The sequence below is a fragment of the Sphingobacterium allocomposti genome (genome assembly GCF_008124885.1).
Taxonomy (GTDB): Bacteria; Bacteroidota; Bacteroidia; order Sphingobacteriales; family Sphingobacteriaceae; genus Sphingobacterium; species Sphingobacterium allocomposti.
Map to the genome: position 1 here is coordinate 16,084 of NZ_VNHX01000031.1, position 17,195 is coordinate 33,278.

The 17,195-nt window shown below is 47.1% G+C and carries 12 protein-coding genes; 8 read left to right on the top strand and 4 right to left on the bottom strand.

Translation table 11 applies throughout. The features are described 5' to 3' along the window. Positions 1–173: 173 nt before the first annotated feature. Positions 174–1,100: a LiaI-LiaF-like domain-containing protein gene (locus BC792_RS17100; RefSeq protein ID WP_148910238.1), complete on the top strand. Its 927-nt coding sequence runs from the start codon at positions 174–176 to the stop codon at positions 1,098–1,100. Between the two features lie 128 nt (positions 1,101–1,228). Then, complete coding sequence (gene ispG, locus BC792_RS17105) at positions 1,229–3,238, top strand: (E)-4-hydroxy-3-methylbut-2-enyl-diphosphate synthase (protein WP_148910239.1); 2,010 nt, start codon at positions 1,229–1,231, stop codon at positions 3,236–3,238. Positions 3,239–3,400: 162 nt separating this feature from the next. Here the strand turns inward: ispG and BC792_RS17110 are convergent, their stop codons facing one another. Next, positions 3,401–3,778, bottom strand: coding sequence for a T9SS type A sorting domain-containing protein (locus BC792_RS17110; protein ID WP_170250070.1), 378 nt, complete (start codon positions 3,776–3,778; stop codon positions 3,401–3,403). Positions 3,779–4,134: 356 nt separating this feature from the next. Between BC792_RS17110 and BC792_RS17115 the strand changes: the two genes are divergently transcribed. Further along, positions 4,135–6,081 carry a KUP/HAK/KT family potassium transporter gene (locus tag BC792_RS17115; RefSeq protein ID WP_148910241.1) on the top strand — a complete coding sequence of 649 codons (1,947 nt, stop codon included), beginning with the start codon at positions 4,135–4,137 and terminating at the stop codon, positions 6,079–6,081. Positions 6,082–6,471: 390 nt separating this feature from the next. Here BC792_RS17115 and BC792_RS17120 read toward each other — a convergent pair whose 3' ends face one another. Continuing rightward, a complete protein-coding gene (locus BC792_RS17120) occupies positions 6,472–8,154 on the bottom strand; it encodes an amino acid permease (RefSeq protein ID WP_148910242.1) in 1,683 nt (560 codons plus the stop codon). 44 nt (positions 8,155–8,198) lie between these two features. Then, positions 8,199–8,897, bottom strand: a complete 699-nt coding sequence (locus BC792_RS17125; RefSeq protein ID WP_148910243.1) for a hypothetical protein — start codon at positions 8,895–8,897, stop codon at positions 8,199–8,201. Positions 8,898–8,968: 71 nt separating this feature from the next. Here BC792_RS17125 and tyrS point away from each other — a divergent pair, with 71 nt between their 5' ends. The 5 genes from tyrS to BC792_RS17150 all read left to right on the top strand — a co-directional run bounded on the left by tyrS (position 8,969) and on the right by BC792_RS17150 (position 15,984). Then, positions 8,969–10,252, top strand: a complete 1,284-nt coding sequence (gene tyrS / locus BC792_RS17130) for a tyrosine--tRNA ligase (protein WP_148910244.1) — start codon at positions 8,969–8,971, stop codon at positions 10,250–10,252. Positions 10,253–10,300: 48 nt separating this feature from the next. After that, positions 10,301–11,317, top strand: coding sequence for an energy transducer TonB (locus tag BC792_RS17135; protein ID WP_170250071.1), 1,017 nt, complete (start codon positions 10,301–10,303; stop codon positions 11,315–11,317). 331 nt (positions 11,318–11,648) lie between these two features. Then, positions 11,649–14,297, top strand: coding sequence for an FtsK/SpoIIIE family DNA translocase (locus BC792_RS17140; RefSeq protein ID WP_148910246.1), 2,649 nt, complete (start codon positions 11,649–11,651; stop codon positions 14,295–14,297). A gap of 1 nt (position 14,298) precedes the next feature. After that, the gene (gene lolA1 / locus BC792_RS17145) at positions 14,299–14,946 is read left to right on the top strand and encodes an outer membrane lipoprotein periplasmic chaperone LolA1 (protein WP_148910247.1); all 648 of its coding nucleotides are present in this window, start codon (positions 14,299–14,301) and stop codon (positions 14,944–14,946) included. Positions 14,947–14,952: 6 nt separating this feature from the next. Further along, positions 14,953–15,984: a LacI family DNA-binding transcriptional regulator gene (locus BC792_RS17150; protein WP_148910248.1), complete on the top strand. Its 1,032-nt coding sequence runs from the start codon at positions 14,953–14,955 to the stop codon at positions 15,982–15,984. Positions 15,985–16,019: 35 nt separating this feature from the next. Here the strand turns inward: BC792_RS17150 and uxuA are convergent, their stop codons facing one another. Beyond that, positions 16,020–17,186: a mannonate dehydratase gene (gene uxuA / locus BC792_RS17155; protein ID WP_148910249.1), complete on the bottom strand. Its 1,167-nt coding sequence runs from the start codon at positions 17,184–17,186 to the stop codon at positions 16,020–16,022. Between the last annotated feature and the right edge of the window lie 9 nt (positions 17,187–17,195).

The window sequence follows — 17,195 nt, forward strand, 5'->3', positions numbered from 1 at the left end:
AATAACAGTGTCAAAAGTTAATATTACCGCAATATACGCATTTACAGGGAAGAAAATTCACCGACCGAATGGTTTATTTCACCGAAGATATTAACAAAGTTGCCTAAAACTGGTTTTGTAAAAAATTAGTATCTTATAGTTTTGCGGTATATATTTACAAGGAAATTAAGCATATGGAAAATAAAATCACTTCTGGAATCTGGTTTGTCTTTATCGGAATAGTTCTGCTCCTTCACAATCTGGACATCATCGATTTCAACTTCTGGGCAACCTTAACATATTGGCCGTTGCTAATCGTCATTGTAGGCATCAACCTGATGGTACAGAACAGACGGTTTGGGGGATACATCAAAATAGCTTGCAATGCACTCTTTTTAGGTTGGATTTTTTATATAGGGATATCGACTCCCGGTGCGCACTGGACGGAAACGCTGCTTAACAACCGGCAGGTCAACATTGGCGACCTTGATGATGGCGCACCATTAACCAACGAAGTCAAAACATCGTTCGACAATACTATACAGGAGTCCCGGCTGGAATTTAACGGCGGCGCCGGTAACTTTGAAATAAAAGCGGTTGAGGGCGACAACCTCATCCTCGCAAAGGCGAAGGACGACAAGATGGGCATGACAATTCAGACGAGCAAACAGGATGGCAAGCAACACGTTACGATCAACGCTAAACCGACGGCAAACAGTAAAAAATCGGGAACGGTATCTCTTGAAATCCATCCGCAAACCACCTGGGACTTCGAATTCAACTACGGTGCCGCGAGCATCAACGGTGATTTGTCTGCCTTGCGCTTCCGCAATCTGGATATCAATACCGGCGCCAGCAGCATGGACCTCACCCTGGGAATGCCACAGGTAGACGTATCCTACATCGCAATTGTTACAGGGGCTTCGAAGATCCACTTCCGTATACCGAAAGACGCAGCTATCCAGGTGGAATACACTTCCATGCTCTCGAAGAACTCGTTCGAAGGGTTTGCCACCAAAGAAGACGGTGTCGCAAGGACAGCCAACTACGAACACGCTGATAAAAAGTTCAACATCGATTTGGACGGTGCGGCCAACACGTTTGTGATAAGCCGTTATTAGTACCGCGCATACGTCCTGAGACACGTTGACTGCGCACTTCGTCTGCCGGCAAAGGATGCCGTACAATAAATGAAGAACGCGCACAATGGTATAGGCTTTCAAAAAAAGTAGCTACCTTTGCGCTAGGTATGGACACAAAAGACGCAATGATACTATCAGGGGGCTATTGTAACTCGAAAACAGCATATAGCAGGTTTGTCACACGCGAGGTGCACGTCGGCGACGTGCCTATGGGAGGGGACAATCCGATCCGCATACAGAGCATGACCACCGTGGACACCATGGACACGCTGGGCTCCGTGGAGCAAACCATACGCATGGTAGACGCAGGTTGCGAATACGTCCGCATAACCGCACCCAGTATTAAAGAAGCCGAAAATCTAGCAAACATAAAAAAGGAACTTCGTCTGCGGGGATATGATGTGCCACTTGTCGCCGATATACACTTTACGCCCAACGCGGCAGAGGTGGCGGCACGCATCGTCGAAAAAGTGCGCATTAACCCGGGAAACTACGCCGACAAAAAAAGGTTCGACCAAATAAACTACACCGATAGCGCCTATCAGGCTGAATTGGACCGCATCTACAAAAAATTTGCTCCGCTGGTGAAAATCTGCCAGGAATATGGCACTGCCATGCGCATCGGCACGAACCATGGCTCCTTATCCGACCGCATCATGAGCCGATACGGAGATACCCCTGAAGGTATGGTAGAGTCGGCTTTAGAGTTTATACGTATCTGCGAGGACCTCCGGTTTTACAACCTTGTAGTATCCATGAAGTCATCGAACCCACAGGTGATGGTTCGTGCCTACCGGCTGCTCGTGGAAAAAATGGTGGAAGAAAACATGAACTATCCCCTACACCTGGGAGTAACCGAGGCAGGCGATGGCGAAGATGGACGGATCAAATCGGCTGTCGGCATTGGTACACTGCTCGAAGACGGACTTGGCGACACCATACGCGTTTCGCTCACCGAAGAGCCCGAGAAGGAAGCGCCTGTCGCCCTAGCACTCATAAAAAGATACCAGCAAAGAAAGCAGTATCTACAGTCTAACAGCACCCCGGAGATCGTTAATATCCCGGGCGACACCTTTACTATCCCTTATGAAGCGGATGAAGTGAATGCCTTTATCGGCGGTGCCTTGGTACCGCGTGTTGTTGTAGACCTCTCCCGCGAGAATTTAAAAGATCCATTCGTGCTGGGATCCGTTGGTTATCGCTATGATGCGCTGAACGATAAATATCATATCGGCGACCAATCGGTCGATTTCGTCTATCTCGGGAACAGTCTTCCATCTTTTACGCTTCCGGGCAACCTGAAGGTGATTTACGAATACGAAACGTGGCATACGTTAGCACAACGTGACAATAAGCATCCGATATTTTCGCTGGACGCCTACCACAACGCGGCAGAAAGGGATCCGTCATTGAACCTGGTTCGCGTGTCCAACAGCGACCTGTTGACGGAAAGCTTCGCTAATCTTCAAATAGATAGAACCGTGGTATTTGTTTTAGAAACCAGCCACATACATGGCATGGCGGACCAACGTCAGTTCTTCAACAATCTTCGGAGCATAGGAATCGCCCCTCCCATCATCGTTAAGCGGACATATGAGCCCGCTGCATTTTCAGGACCCTTGGGCGACGTCATGAACCCCGAAGAACCGGTTTCGAAGCTGCAGCTATATGCGGCAACAGACCTCGGAGCCTTATTGGTCGACGGCCTCGGATCGGGAATCTGGATCGATTCTCTAGCGACGGCGGCCGACAAAATAGCGTCTATTTCTTTCGGAATTTTACAAGCTACGCGCTCCCGTATCTCGAAAACGGAATATATATCCTGTCCAAGCTGCGGGCGTACACTCTTTGACCTGCAGGAAACGACACAGATGATCCGTAGCCGGACAAGCCATTTAAAAGGACTGAAAATCGGTATAATGGGGTGCATCGTCAATGGTCCCGGCGAGATGGCCGACGCAGATTATGGCTATGTTGGCGCGGGCCCTGATAAAATCACTCTATATCGGGGAAAAGAAGTCGTAAAGAGGAACGTTAGTGCAGACAAAGCTTTAGACGAACTTATCGACATCATTAAAAACGACGGCCGCTGGATAGATGAACAGGCACAACATTAGCCGACGATACCAACAGACTGCCGCGTTAAATACCGACGAAAGGAGCATCTCCATTCTCCATACCAAAAGTTTGGGGAGGAATGAGCAATCTAAAATCTAAAAGAAGGTAGAAATGTAAACAGCAGAATATCTCCGCAAAGAAGGCTGTTTGACGGAGTTGAATTAACGTACGGAGATACGCTTCACAACTGTCTCAGCACCCGAAGTAACACGAACAAAATAAAAGCCTGTGGTTAGTTTCCCGTTAGCCTCAAAAGAAAGGTTCTGCATACCACCATCAAGCCGTCCGTTCATCAGGTTCAACACTTCATTCCCTAGAGCGTCCATAACCTTGATGGTAACGACACTTTGTTTACTAAGCTTGAAAGAAACAGTGATTTGTTCGGCTACGGGATTATAGAATACCTTGACATTGTTTATCAGCTTTTCCGTCTCTTCCTCAGGGGCCAAGGTAAATATTGTTGCAGGAAATGTAGGCATAGCCCGAAGCGCCGTGAGCGGTAAAACGCCAACCAACATCATAAGTGCTATTTTTCTCATCACTTCCTTCATTCTATGATTTCTCGTTTGTATAGACCAATGTTATAGGTGTTTGGTTTAACTTCATAATAGATGCAATCCCCCTACATATTGCCGACCCACTACAACAAAGTTAATTTATTTACAATCATAAAGGAGACATTTTTTTATTTTTTTTTCACCTTTTAACAATTTTTAACACGTTTGTACGTTAGCGTGTTTGTGCAATGGCTATCAGGCGCTTAAGAGCGCTGCCTCCGGGGCAGTAAGCACTGTATAGCTATATTTTTGTAAGGTCGTGGCGGAGCACGGGGTTTAAATTTTTTTTATATAGAATGGCATAATTTACTGTAAGTTTGCAACGTAATTTATTTGGAATGAAGACCCATAAGCATCATGACGCCCACAAGCTTAGTATGGCAGGCTTGTTGATCAGTCTAGGTATTATTTTCGGAGATATCGGTACCTCGCCGCTCTATGTAATCAAAGCTATTTTCAATAAAGGCACGATCGAAGAAGATCTAATTTTAGGAAGCCTATCCTGTGTATTCTGGACGTTGACGTTGCAAACAACGATAAAATATGTATGGATTACCCTCAATGCCGACAACAAAGGCGAAGGTGGAATCCTCTCCCTGTACTCGCTCGTGAGAAGGAAAGCCAAATGGCTCATCATTCCCGCCATAATTGGCGGAAGTACGCTGTTGGCGGACGGTATGATTACACCCGCCATTACCATTTCATCCGCTATTGAAGGTTTGGCCATCCGTCACCCGCAGGTTCCGACGGTTCCTATTGTAGTCATTATCATCAGTTTGCTTTTTGTCATCCAGCGGTTTGGTACATCCATCGTGGGGCGGGTCTTCGGACCGATGATGTTCATCTGGTTTAGCATGATCGGTATCTTAGGAGCATCCTATCTAAAGCATGCTCCGGAGGTTTTTTACGCATTAAATCCGTATTACGCCATTTCGACCATCATTAACCACCCGAACGCGCTATTCCTTATCGGTGCTATATTTCTATGTACTACAGGAGCAGAAGCTCTGTACTCCGACATGGGACACTGCGGCAAATCGAACATCCGCGTCAGCTGGATCTTCGTCAAAATCGCCCTTGTACTCAACTATTTTGGACAGGGCGCGTGGCTCTTGGAGCATGCCGGGACGCAGATGGGCGAAAGAAACCCCTTTTATGCAATCATGCCGGAAGGTTTTGTCGTATACGGCGTCGCCACAGCTACCATAGCGGCCATCATCGCCAGTCAAGCCATGATTTCGGGTTCTTTCACCCTGATTTCGGAAGCGGTCCGCCTGAACATCTGGCCCAAAGTATCGATCCGATACCCCAGCGATCAAAAGGGACAGCTATATGTCCCGTCCATCAACCTCATTCTTTACATCGGCTGTATGCTCATCATAGCCGTCTTTAAGGAATCCTCTAATATGGAAGCCGCTTACGGATTGGCCATCAACCTGACGTTCATCATGACAACAATATTGATGTGTGTATTTCTCGCCCGTGTACACATCCACAAGGTCTGGATTGTCTTATTCGCTTTATTTTACTTCACGATAGAAGTGGCCTTTCTCGCCGGAAATCTTGTAAAACTGACGCATGGCGGATGGCTGACGTTATTATTAGCAACAACGCTATTCATTGTCATGTTCTCTTGGTATGGTGCCCGCAAGATAAAAAACAGTTTTGTCCGCTTCGTCAATATCCGAGACTACTTCCCCATCATCTCCGAGCTGAGTGAGGACAAGTCTGTGCCACTTTTCGCTTCGCACCTCGTGTATCTGACAAGTGCCAACAACAAAAACGAGATCGAATCAAAGATCCTCTATTCCATCATCAACAAAAAACCGAAGCGGGCCGATGTTTATTGGCTGGTGCATGTGGACGTGATGGACAATCCGCACACCCGTGAATATATTGTCGAGCAGCTGGTACCGAACAAACTGATCCGTATAGACTTTAAACTGGGGTTCCGGGAAGAGCAACGCATCAGCCTGCTGTTTCGTAAAGTCGTGGAAGATATGGTCGAAAAAGGCGAAATAGACATCACCAGTAACTATGAAACGCTGAAGAAATACCGGATCGCCGGCGACTTCAACTTTGTGGTACTGGAAAAGACCATCTCCAAGACTCACGACCTAAAGTGGCACGAGAAGATTATTCTGGAGATCTATAAGATTTTAAAGAGATTCAGCCTGTCCGAGGAGAAAGGGTTCGGATTGGATAGCAGCTTCGTAACACTGGAACGCGTTCCACTCAACATTCCGACCACACGGGAAGTTCAGCTGAAAAGATTGCAGGAATAACCGGCAGATGGTGGATGGTTATAAGCTATAAGCCAACAGCGAAAAGCCGTAAAGCCGTCGATTTGTGAAGAGAACTTCGTAGTGAAATGACGCTAGATAAGGTCGATGGGTCAGCTAATGGCAGATGGCTATAAGCTAGCAGATGGCTATAAGCTATAAGCCAACAGCTAAAAGCCGTAAAAAACATCATTGCGAGGAGAAGAGGCAACGACGAAGAAATCTCGTCCTAACTCCTAAGCACGAAAAACAATAGCTAATGGCAAACGGCTATAAGCTATAAGCCAACAGCGAAAAGCTTATAACCGTAAAGCCGTTGATTTGTAAAGTGAAGATAATGGCTCATGGTTATAAACTCCTGGTTTCTCAAATCTCACTTCTAATAGCTAACTTCTAATCCCCCCTATTCAATTTTGAATGTTTATAGCCGTAGCCGAAATAAATAATCAGCCCCACAAGTAGCCAAGCAATAAATATCATCCAGTTGCTGGCGCCCAGCTCGCTCATTAGATAAAGGTTAATTAAAATACCTATAACCGGTAAAAGCGAAAAATTAAGTCTGTAGCCCATTACTGCCAACACGAGCCATACCGCCCAAAACACCAGCACCAACGACTTGTGCCGTATGATATCAACGGCACTCATCTGCTGCCACTCCTGAACGCTTTCCTGTCCGTAAAGATAGATCAGTACCCACGCTAATACGAAGCCGAGCCCGATGACGTACTTCCCGTTGATATAGGGCACACGAAACTTAGACTTCGCAGAAAGTCCTGAATAATCCATATAAAGAACACCGGCACAAACCAGGATAAATGCGAAAAATGTCCCTACACTGGTCAGGTCGACAAAGAAGTCCATCTTGAAAAAGAGAGACGGAATGGCTACAACGATTCCCGTAACAATCGTTGCGTACGATGGTGTTCTGTATTTGGGATGGACGCGTGCAAACCGCTTGGACAACAGCCCATCGCGGCTCATGGTCATCCAGATCCTTGGCTGGGCGAGCTGATACACCAATAGCGCGCTGGTAATCGCGATAACAGAGGTTACGGATACGATCCCTGCCATATGATCGAAGCCAACATATTTAAACACAAATGCCAAGGGGTCTTTCACGTTCAGCTCGGTATAATTAACCATCCCTGTTAGCACCAACGTGATAGCTACATATAATACCGTACAGATCACCAGACACAAGATCATCGCCCGGGGTAAATCTCTTTGCGGATTTTTACATTCTTCCGCAGTGGTCGAAATCGAATCAAACCCTATAAACGCAAAAAATACCGCAGCGACCGATCCCATCACACCATTTAGTCCGTTAGGGGCAAACGGCGTCCAATTCTCGGGTTTCACGAAAAAAATACCGCCCAGAACCACCAGTAGAATGATTCCTACCTTAATCATCACCATCACATTGCTCGCGCGTTGCGATTCTTTTATTCCGATATAAACCAGCCATGTTACCAACACGGTAACCAGTCCGGCGGGAAAATCAAAAATGATGGGTATATCTCCAATACGCGGAGCAGAGAGGTAAGCGTCGAGTCCGGCACGGTCCGCGACGCTCAGCGCCTCCATCCCGTCGGTCAGGAACTTCTCGTGAGCGTCGAGCGCGTAGCCCGGGGCCATGGTCAACCACCCCGGAATCGATATGCCAAAACCCTTTAACATGGAGACAAAATACTGTGACCAAGAGATGGCAACGACCGTATTTGAAACAGCGTATTCCAATACCAGTGCCCAGCCTATTATCCAGGCGAACAGCTCTCCGAAGGCCACGTAGGCGTAGGTATAGGCGCTTCCTGAAACCGGAACCGTACTTGCAAATTGCGCGTAAGCCAAGGCTGTAAACACGCAGGCAAATGCCGTAAAAATAAAAAGCAACGATATGGCCGGTCCGCCTTCGTAGCTTGCTAATCCGATCGTGCTGAAGATCCCCGCCCCAACGATGGCGGCAATTCCTAGCGAAACGAGATCCCGTACGCCCAAAACTTTCGCCAAACCGGATCCTTGATGGGCATCAGTCATAATCTGGTCGACACTCTTCTTTCTGAAAAGTTTACTTATCATATGATGACGTTAAAGTGCATATTAGGCCACAAAAGTGGTAAAAATTAAGCTAAGTAAGTGATTTTATCTTGTATATAGTGAAAGATCTCTAAATAGTTGTGCAGATATTCCGCTTTGTATGCCATGAGGCATGCCGTAATCCGCTGATGGTCGGCCTCAGCGACCTCAAACGACCAAACACGTTTACAGATATTAAACAGTGGATGTGAGAGATTCTCGATCTTAGCGTAATCCAAAATATAGCGCCATTCCAAAAAACGCCCGTAGAATTCGAGAAACTGGCTAATGTCGACCTCGCCGAAAACCGACAGGTATCGCTCGATCGTGCCCCGGTGCACCTGTTCAAGGTGCTCATAAAGACGGACCGGGTTTACTATACGGTTTTCTATGAGCAGGTGGTCCAGCAAAAGTTCAATGGCAATGTGCGCTAAAAAGGATGCTCTGATAGGTAGGTGGACTAATAAAGGGTCCAGTTCCTTCCGCAAGACGTGACAATGCTGGAGGAAAAAATTCGAACCGTGAAAAATCCGGTCCACCTCCAGATGGCGGTACCACCCCTCCGAAATACGTCTCGTCTTCGGATGAGCGAACAGCAATTCCTCAAACCGTTGAGGATGGAAATTGTATTGCTTGTTTACGTTTTTAAGAAGGTCGGGCAGCAACCCTCCTAGCACGCGCTCGGCATGTGGATTGTATCGTTCAAAATAATAATGCGACAAAAAATTCACGGTCCAACATGTCATTATTTCTCGTAAGATACGGCTTAATCTCTTATCTTTGCAATCTTAGTTGAAAAAATCTTAACGCTAGAAAGATGAATTTTGTAGAAGAATTACGCTGGAGAGGCATGTTACAGGATATCATGCCCGGAACCGAAGATCTGTTGAACAAAGAGAAAGTTTCCGGATATATCGGTTTCGACCCCACTGGCGATTCATTGCACGTTGGGCATTTAACGCAAATAATGACCCTCATTCATTTTCAAAACGCCGGGCATAAGCCCGTCGCACTGGTAGGCGGCGCTACGGGCATGATTGGCGACCCCTCTTTTAAATCCGCGGAGCGGAATCTTCTTGACGAAGATACCTTACAACATAATGTAAAAAGCCTGAAAAAGCAGTTGTCTAAGTTTTTGAATTTTGGCGAAGGGGAAAACGACGCCAAGATGGTTAATAACTATGACTGGTTCAAGGATTTTAAGTTTTTAGACTTCATCCGCGATGTCGGCAAGCTAATTACAGTTAACTATATGATGGCCAAAGATTCGGTAAAGAAACGCTTGGAAGGCGACAACGGTCTCTCGTTTACCGAATTCACTTACCAGCTCATTCAGGGATACGATTTCTACTACCTCTGGAAGCACCACAACTGCAAGGTGCAGATGGGAGGTTCCGACCAGTGGGGGAATATTGTCACCGGCAGCGAAATGATCCGCCGTCAGGAGCAGGGGACGGCTTTTGCGCTGACAACCCAGCTTATCAAAAAATCAGATGGGCAGAAATTTGGCAAGACCGAATCAGGAGCAATATGGCTCGACCCAAAAAAGACGTCTCCATACAAGTACTACCAGTTTTGGCTGAACACGTCTGACGACGACGCTAAAAACTGGATCAAGATCTTTACATTAAAAACCAAAGAGGAGATTGAGGCCATTATCACCGAGCATGACGCCGCACCACATACAAGAGCAGTACAAAAGGCGCTCGCAAAGGACATCACCATACGTACCCACTCACAGCAAGACTATGAGACAGCGGTAAAGACGTCCGATTTTCTTTTCGGAAACGGGTCGCTGGATTTCCTTGCCGATCTCGACCATGAAGGTGTGCTTGAAGTTTTTGACGGTGTGCCACAATTTGAGGTCAGCAAAGAACAGCTAGCTGCCGGCATCAATATACTTGATCTGCTTGCTGTACACACACAGGTTTTTACGTCTAAGGGCGAAGCCCGTAAGATGCTGCAAGGTGGTGGCGTAGCCATCAACAAACAGAAGGTCGGCGATATAGAGCTTGTCATAAGCACCTCCGACTTACTGCAGGACAACTACATAGTAGCTCAACGAGGAAAGAAAAATTATTTTTTAATTATCGCGAAATAGTATTTATTTTTGGACGGCAAGGGGTATACCTGCCGTCCAAAAATGTTTATGAAACTCTGTTATCTACTTTCGCTCTTCCTAGCAACTGTCAATATAGCGTCCGCCCAATATCTCCGCATTACCTATCACACCCAGGACGGGACAGAAACCAAAAACCAGACGGAAGCGTATTACTACCGTATAATCGCCACCGACGAGAACTCGCCTACCCTTTTTAAACATCTTGAATATTACGTTGACGGGGATCGTCCCAAAACGGTTGCCACACTGCGCAACAAGTATTCTATCTTTTCCACGGTCGGTGAAAAAAGCACATTTTACCCTAACGGACAATTACACGAGAGAAAGCGATATGATGAGAACCATGCACTCATAGACACCGCGGACACTTATTATGAGAACGGTATATTATACAGCAGCATACTTTACCAGCGCAACAACACAAAACACAGGACGAAAAAAAACAGTGTGGCTCCCAATTCAGGAGAATTCGGCACGAAGCCCCTCTTAAAGTATTTATTGGTTCACGACAGCCTCGGCAACAAGCTTGTAGAAGACGGCAATGGCTACCTGATCCAGAGGAACCTTCTCCAACCGGAGCTCTTTCATGAAGAGGGCCCGCTCCTGAACAACGAGAAACACGGCGATTGGAAGGGGGGGTTTCAGCACCGTCGGTTTACGGAGAAATGGGAACATGGTAAACTTTTGGAAGGAATCGCTATAGACTCCTTGGGGACCCAGACACCATATACCGAGGAGACAATGATGGTCGCTCCAGAATACCCAGGGGGGCTGGTGGCGCTGCGGACGTATGTAGCACAAAACTACCGCTACCCTAAACAGGCGCTGGCTCATCGTGTTTCCGGCGTAATGCATGTCGAGTTTGTTGTCGAGCGCGACGGTAGCATGTCGGATTTTCGCGTCGACCACGATCTGGGGCATGGCACCGGTGAAGAAGCTATTCGCGTGCTGAAGAAGATAAGAAAAAAATGGAAACCCGGCTTCCAGAAAGGGCTTGCTGTGCGGGTCAAATACACCCTGCCGATTACACTGAACGCATCGTAAAGAAGCTGCAACACTTCTCCCCGACACTTCGGTGTCTCGGTTTTTACAGTTTCCTTCTTTCCGATGAGTACATACGCCATACATCGCTCGAAAAAAGGCCTGCAAAATGCAAAAACGCTTTATAGCTAGGAACGCCGTAGGCGTCTGCAAAGCAAGCCAGTCAGCTTTTTTTCATGTAGGCATCATTGCTCTGCCGTTATTCATCCTTCAACAACGGTGTTGGTATCTTACTTTTTAGACGTGCCCGCACATATTTTATACTTCCTAAATTCTAGTCAAATAATCCATCATTTTTTTTAAGTTTGTACGTAGGAGAGTTATCAGATTTTGCATGTCGAATAAAGGAAATACATTCAAAAATTCCGGGGGCAGCAGCGCCGCGAAAAAGTCGCCCCGTGCCGCCGGAAACGTGTCATATAGTAAAAAAGAGCGTTTTAAGTCGTTTGAGAACATCAATTTTTCGGAAAAGCAACGCAAAGCATTAAAGATCTTTGGAATATTTCTGTTGTTCGCCTCGTTTATCCTGACGGTCTCTTTCGTGTCCTACCTTTTCACCTGGAAACACGACCAAAGTTATATCGCCGAAACCAATGGAGGGTGGGCTACGTTGTTCCAGAGCGCCGATGAGATTGTCGATGACAGTGTCGAGCTGCCCGTCGTGGATAACAAATTGGGAAAACTGGGCGCCTTGTTAGGCAACCAATTTATCTATGAATGGTTTGGTATAGCCTCCTTTCTCTTTTCGCTTATCCTCTTTGTTGTCGGCTACAAATTTCTCTATAAGAAGTCGCTATTACCCGTTTGGAAAACGATTATATATTCCGCTGTTTCTATCCTAATTTTGTCTGTCACATTGGGTTTCCTTCAGGATTTTATCACGGATTCTCCACACATCCTGGAGGGTAAGTTCGGTTATTGGACCAACCAGCTGCTTAAAGCCCAGATTGGATCCACGGGCATTGGCGCTCTCTTATTGTTCATCTATTTAACGGCGCTCGTTCTGATCTATAATCTGGATCTAAAATGGAGCTGGTTTCCTAAAAAAGAAACGGAAGAAGAGCTCGAAGACCAGGAAGAAGACAACTTTGACACATTCAGCCGCAATACCATAAATACACCGAAGCCAAGCTTAAACCAACGTTTATACGGGAGGGAACAACCCGAAGAAGAAGAAGATCCTGCTCCGGCTTACATTCCTCCGATAACGCATAACCTGGAACACGAGAACGCTGTTAAGCCGGTAACGACGTTTGACTTGGAATCCGACAGGCTGGACGACGAGCAGAAAGCCGGACGTGTTGAGGTAGACTTTGAGGTATTGTCCCCAGAAGGGAGTGTAGATACGGAGATTCCCCTTTCTATAGATGCGCCGGAGCCCACATCGGAGGGTCCCGAACTGAGTGTCGAAGAGGTGGTGGAAGAAAAAGCCATAACGGCAGACGACCTCGTCGCCCAATTTGGAGAGTACGACCCGAAGCTTGATCTGTCCGGCTATCAATATCCGACACTTGACTTACTTAAGGACTACGGCACAGGCCGCATAACCATCAATCAGCAGGAACTGGAGGCCAATAAAAATCGGATTGTCGACACGCTAAGAAACTATAACATTGAGATAGAACATATCAAGGCGACCATTGGTCCGACGGTTACGTTATACGAAATTATCCCTAAACCGGGAGTGCGGATTTCGCGGATCAAAAATTTGGAAGACGATATCGCGTTGAGCCTCGCCGCCCTCGGAATACGGATCATCGCTCCGATGCCGGGTAAAGGAACGATCGGTATAGAAGTTCCGAATAGCTCGCCGGAGATGGTATCCATGCGCTCGGTGCTAGCTACGGAAAAGTTCCAGAAAAGTGACATGGATCTTCCTATTGCTTTAGGCAAAACGATTTCCAACGAGGTATACATCGCCGACCTCGCCAAAATGCCCCACTTACTCGTTGCCGGTGCGACGGGCCAGGGTAAGTCGGTAGGTATCAATGCCATTCTAACTTCCCTCCTCTACAAAAAGCATCCGGCAGAGCTGAAATTTGTTATGGTCGACCCCAAAAAAGTGGAGTTGTCGCTATTTAAAAAGATCGAACGGCATTTCCTGGCAAAACTACCAAACGAGGAAGACGCGATCATTACGGACACCAAGAAGGTTATCAACACACTGAACTCCCTATGTATAGAGATGGACCAGCGGTACGACCTGTTAAAGAATGCCCAGGTGCGTAACCTGAAGGAATATAATGCGAAATTTATCAACCGGCGATTAAACCCTGAGGAGGGGCATCGATTCTTACCTTTTATAGTTCTGGTAGTAGATGAGTTTGCTGATTTGATGATGACTGCAGGCAAGGAGGTGGAAACGCCAATCGCACGTTTAGCCCAGCTGGCGCGGGCTGTCGGGATACACTTGGTTATCGCGACGCAGCGCCCGTCCGTCAATATTATCACAGGTACGATTAAGGCTAACTTCCCTGCCCGTCTTGCTTTCCGCGTGCTCTCCAAGGTAGACTCGCGGACAATATTGGACACCGGCGGGGCTGATCAGCTTATTGGACGTGGCGACATGCTGTTGGCCACGGGAAGCGACCTGACCCGTATACAATGTGCGTTCGTGGATACTCCCGAAGTGGATAAGATCTCGGATTACATCGGCAGCCAACGTGGATATCCGTCGGCATTTTTGTTGCCGGAGTATATCGATGAAAACGGCGAAGGCAGCGGAAGCATGGACTTCGACATGGGCGATCGTGACCAGCTGTTTGAAGAAGCTGCGCGGCTCATTGTGATGCATCAACAGGGATCCACATCGTTAATTCAACGTAAACTGAAGTTGGGCTACAACAGAGCTGGACGAATTATCGATCAACTGGAAGCCGCTGGCATAGTCGGTCCTTTTGAGGGCAGTAAGGCCAGAGAAGTGCTTTATCCAGACGAATATTCGTTGGAACAATATTTGGAGACGTTAAGAAACAACGATTAACATGAAAAGAAACGTAGCAGTTCTGGTAGCTCTGATATGGAGCTGCCTGACAGGTTTTGCACAGGGAGACGCTGCCGCAAAGAAGCTTTTGGATCAGGTATCGAAAAAATACGATGCTTATACGACGATCCAGTCGAACTTTACTTTTTCGGCTAAGCAGACTCAAGGCGACGCGCATCAGGAAAAAGGTGTATTATTTTTGAACAAACCGAAAAATCAATACCGCATACAGCTGAATAGCCAGGACCTCATCAGCGACGGCAAGACACTTTGGTCCGTCTTAAAAACAGATAAGGAAGTCCAGATCGGCGACGCCGAAAGCGGAACAGAGACCTCGATTGGACCGAGTACCCTTTTCACGTTTTACAAGACCGGATTTAAATACAGCAGTAAAGGGAATGAACGCGTGGGCTCCGAGATACTTAATGTCGTAGAACTTACGCCCGTTGATACGCGGACCAATTATGTGACAATCCGATTACGTATCAATAAAAATATGCATATACATGATGTGCAGATTCTAGATAAGGGTGGGGCACAATACACCTACACCATCCAGACTTTGTATGTGAACCACCGTATCGCGCCATCTAATTTCACGTTTAACAAGAGCGATTATCCGTCTTACGAGATTGTAGACCTTAGATAACCACCTATGGGTAGGACGACATTAAAAAGCTTAGCACAGGCCTTAAATATGTCTGTTTCAACGGTGTCGAAAGCATTAAACGACAGCTATGAGATCAGTGAAGCGACAAAGAAGAGAGTACGGGAGTTCGCAAAAAAACACAACTATCAGCCGAATGTACTTGCCCAATCCTTAAAAACCGGAAAAACGCAGACGTTAGGTGTCGTTCTACCGAAGATGACGAGCCCATTCGAATCGCAGATATTGGAGGGGATGCAGCAGACGGCAAGTCAGCATCACTACCGCATTGTCATCATGAACAGCATGGAAGATGAAGAGCTAGAGAAACAGGCTTTGCAATCTATGTTGGATAAAGCTGTCGACGGTATTCTATTTTGTCCGATCCATGAAAGCTCCAATATCGAGCTCGCGGGAAAAATTATGGAAGACACACCCATAGTCATCTTTGATCGCACCAACTATGCGCTTGAAACACATAAGATAGGCGTTCTAAACGCAGAGGGAACGTACAGCGCCTGCAAGCATCTGTTAGACATTGGCCGCAAAAGAATAGCCGTCTTTTGCGGGGCGCGACAGGGAATCTCGGCGATACGTTTATCGGGGTATGAAAGGGCGCATCAGGAATTCGATATTCCGATTGACACCGAATATATCGTCCACTGCAATGTCAGCAGCATTTCGGAATTGCACATCGATATGGAACGCCATATAGAGCGGCTGTTGAGCCTCCCCTTTCCGCCGGACGCTATCGTTGGTGTTGCCGACACCATCACAACGCACCTGCTAGGGGTTCTCGCTAAAATGGGAGTCGCCGTTCCGGAGACGCTCGCAGTCATTGGTTTCGCCAATACGGATCTCGCCTTTTCCCTAAATCCTTCGCTCAGCACCATCCGCCAACCGACGAGAGATATTGGGGAGATTAGTGTAAACAAACTCGTAGAAGTCATCAATAAAAGACATCGGAACCAAATAGCATGGGAAGATATAAAACTGCCCACCTCTATTCAGTTCCGCCGCTCAACCGTAGGTAAAGCGTGACCAATCGGAGCTAACTATTAGCTGCTGTGTCGCCACTAATGTTTGCTGCGCAATACGCCTAGCTCTAATCCACGCAGTTCTGCCAATCCGCGCAAACGGCCGATGGCTGAGTAACCCGGATTCGTCACCTTATGCAGATCGTCCAACATCTGGTGTCCATGGTCTGGCCGGAAAGGAATCGGATGTTCCCGTTTTTGGTTTTCGGCAACCAGTTCCTCCATCACCGCATACATGTCGACATCGCCCTCCAGATGATCCGATTCGTAAAAGTTTCCCTGTTCGTCTCTTTTCACATTCCTCAGATGAACAAAATTCACGCGGTCTTTGACCGATCGGAACATCGCCGGAACGTCATTCCGGGGGCCGGCGCCGAGCGAGCCCGTGCAGAAGCAAACACCATTAAACGGTCTATCCACTGCTCTTATTATGTAATTAAAATCCTCAATATTACTAGCAATACGGGGCAATCCCAAAATAGGATATGGCGGGTCGTCAGGATGGATGGTCATCTTTAAGCCCGCTTCTTCGCAGACGTCGGCTATTGACGACAGGAAATAGACCAGATTTTCGCGCAGACCCTCGAATCCAATTTCGTCATAGACAGCAATACTTTTCCGTAGATCCTCCAGAGACGGATCTTTCTCCCCCGGAATTCCCATCAGTACATTCGACTGTAGGTGTTTTCTCATGTCGTCGTTGTAAGCTGCATAGCGGGCCTGCGCTTCCTCGACGACGCCGTGCGGATAGGCGGCAGGTGCGTCGGGGCGTTCTAAAATATAGATATCGAAGATCGCGAGGTCCACCCAGTCGAAATATAATGCTTTTGAACCGTCCTTCATCACCTTATCCAGCTGTGTCCTTGTCCAATCCAAAACAGGCATAAAGTTGTAGCATACGGTCTTTATGCCACATTCGGCTAGGTTTTTTAATGTCTTTCGATAGTTATCCAAGTAATATTCGACGTCTGCTGCCCTCGTCTTGATGGATTCATGTACCGTTACGCTTTCTACCACCGACCATACCAATCCTGCATCCTCAATGATCCGCTTACGTTCGCGTATCTCTTCCTTAGGCCATACGTCTCCGTGTGGAATATGGTGTAATGCCGAAACAATTCCAGTAGCCCCAGCCTGTTTGACGTCCTGCAGCGATACAGGATCGTTTGGCCCGTACCAACGCCATGTCTGTTTTAAGTATTTCATCTTTTTACC

What these genes read in the sequence shown, in the direction of transcription:
- BC792_RS17100 (WP_148910238.1), top strand. Translation starts at nt 174, where the DNA reads ATGGAAAATAAAATCACTTCTGGAATCTGGTTTGTCTTTATCGGAATA.
- ispG (WP_148910239.1), top strand. Translation starts at nt 1,229, where the DNA reads ATGGACACAAAAGACGCAATGATACTATCAGGGGGCTATTGTAACTCG.
- BC792_RS17110 (WP_170250070.1), bottom strand. Translation starts at nt 3,778, where the DNA reads ATGAGAAAAATAGCACTTATGATGTTGGTTGGCGTTTTACCGCTCACG.
- BC792_RS17115 (WP_148910241.1), top strand. Translation starts at nt 4,135, where the DNA reads ATGAAGACCCATAAGCATCATGACGCCCACAAGCTTAGTATGGCAGGC.
- BC792_RS17120 (WP_148910242.1), bottom strand. Translation starts at nt 8,154, where the DNA reads ATGATAAGTAAACTTTTCAGAAAGAAGAGTGTCGACCAGATTATGACT.
- BC792_RS17125 (WP_148910243.1), bottom strand. Translation starts at nt 8,897, where the DNA reads ATGACATGTTGGACCGTGAATTTTTTGTCGCATTATTATTTTGAACGA.
- tyrS (WP_148910244.1), top strand. Translation starts at nt 8,969, where the DNA reads ATGAATTTTGTAGAAGAATTACGCTGGAGAGGCATGTTACAGGATATC.
- BC792_RS17135 (WP_170250071.1), top strand. Translation starts at nt 10,301, where the DNA reads ATGAAACTCTGTTATCTACTTTCGCTCTTCCTAGCAACTGTCAATATA.
- BC792_RS17140 (WP_148910246.1), top strand. Translation starts at nt 11,649, where the DNA reads ATGTCGAATAAAGGAAATACATTCAAAAATTCCGGGGGCAGCAGCGCC.
- lolA1 (WP_148910247.1), top strand. Translation starts at nt 14,299, where the DNA reads ATGAAAAGAAACGTAGCAGTTCTGGTAGCTCTGATATGGAGCTGCCTG.
- BC792_RS17150 (WP_148910248.1), top strand. Translation starts at nt 14,953, where the DNA reads ATGGGTAGGACGACATTAAAAAGCTTAGCACAGGCCTTAAATATGTCT.
- uxuA (WP_148910249.1), bottom strand. Translation starts at nt 17,186, where the DNA reads ATGAAATACTTAAAACAGACATGGCGTTGGTACGGGCCAAACGATCCT.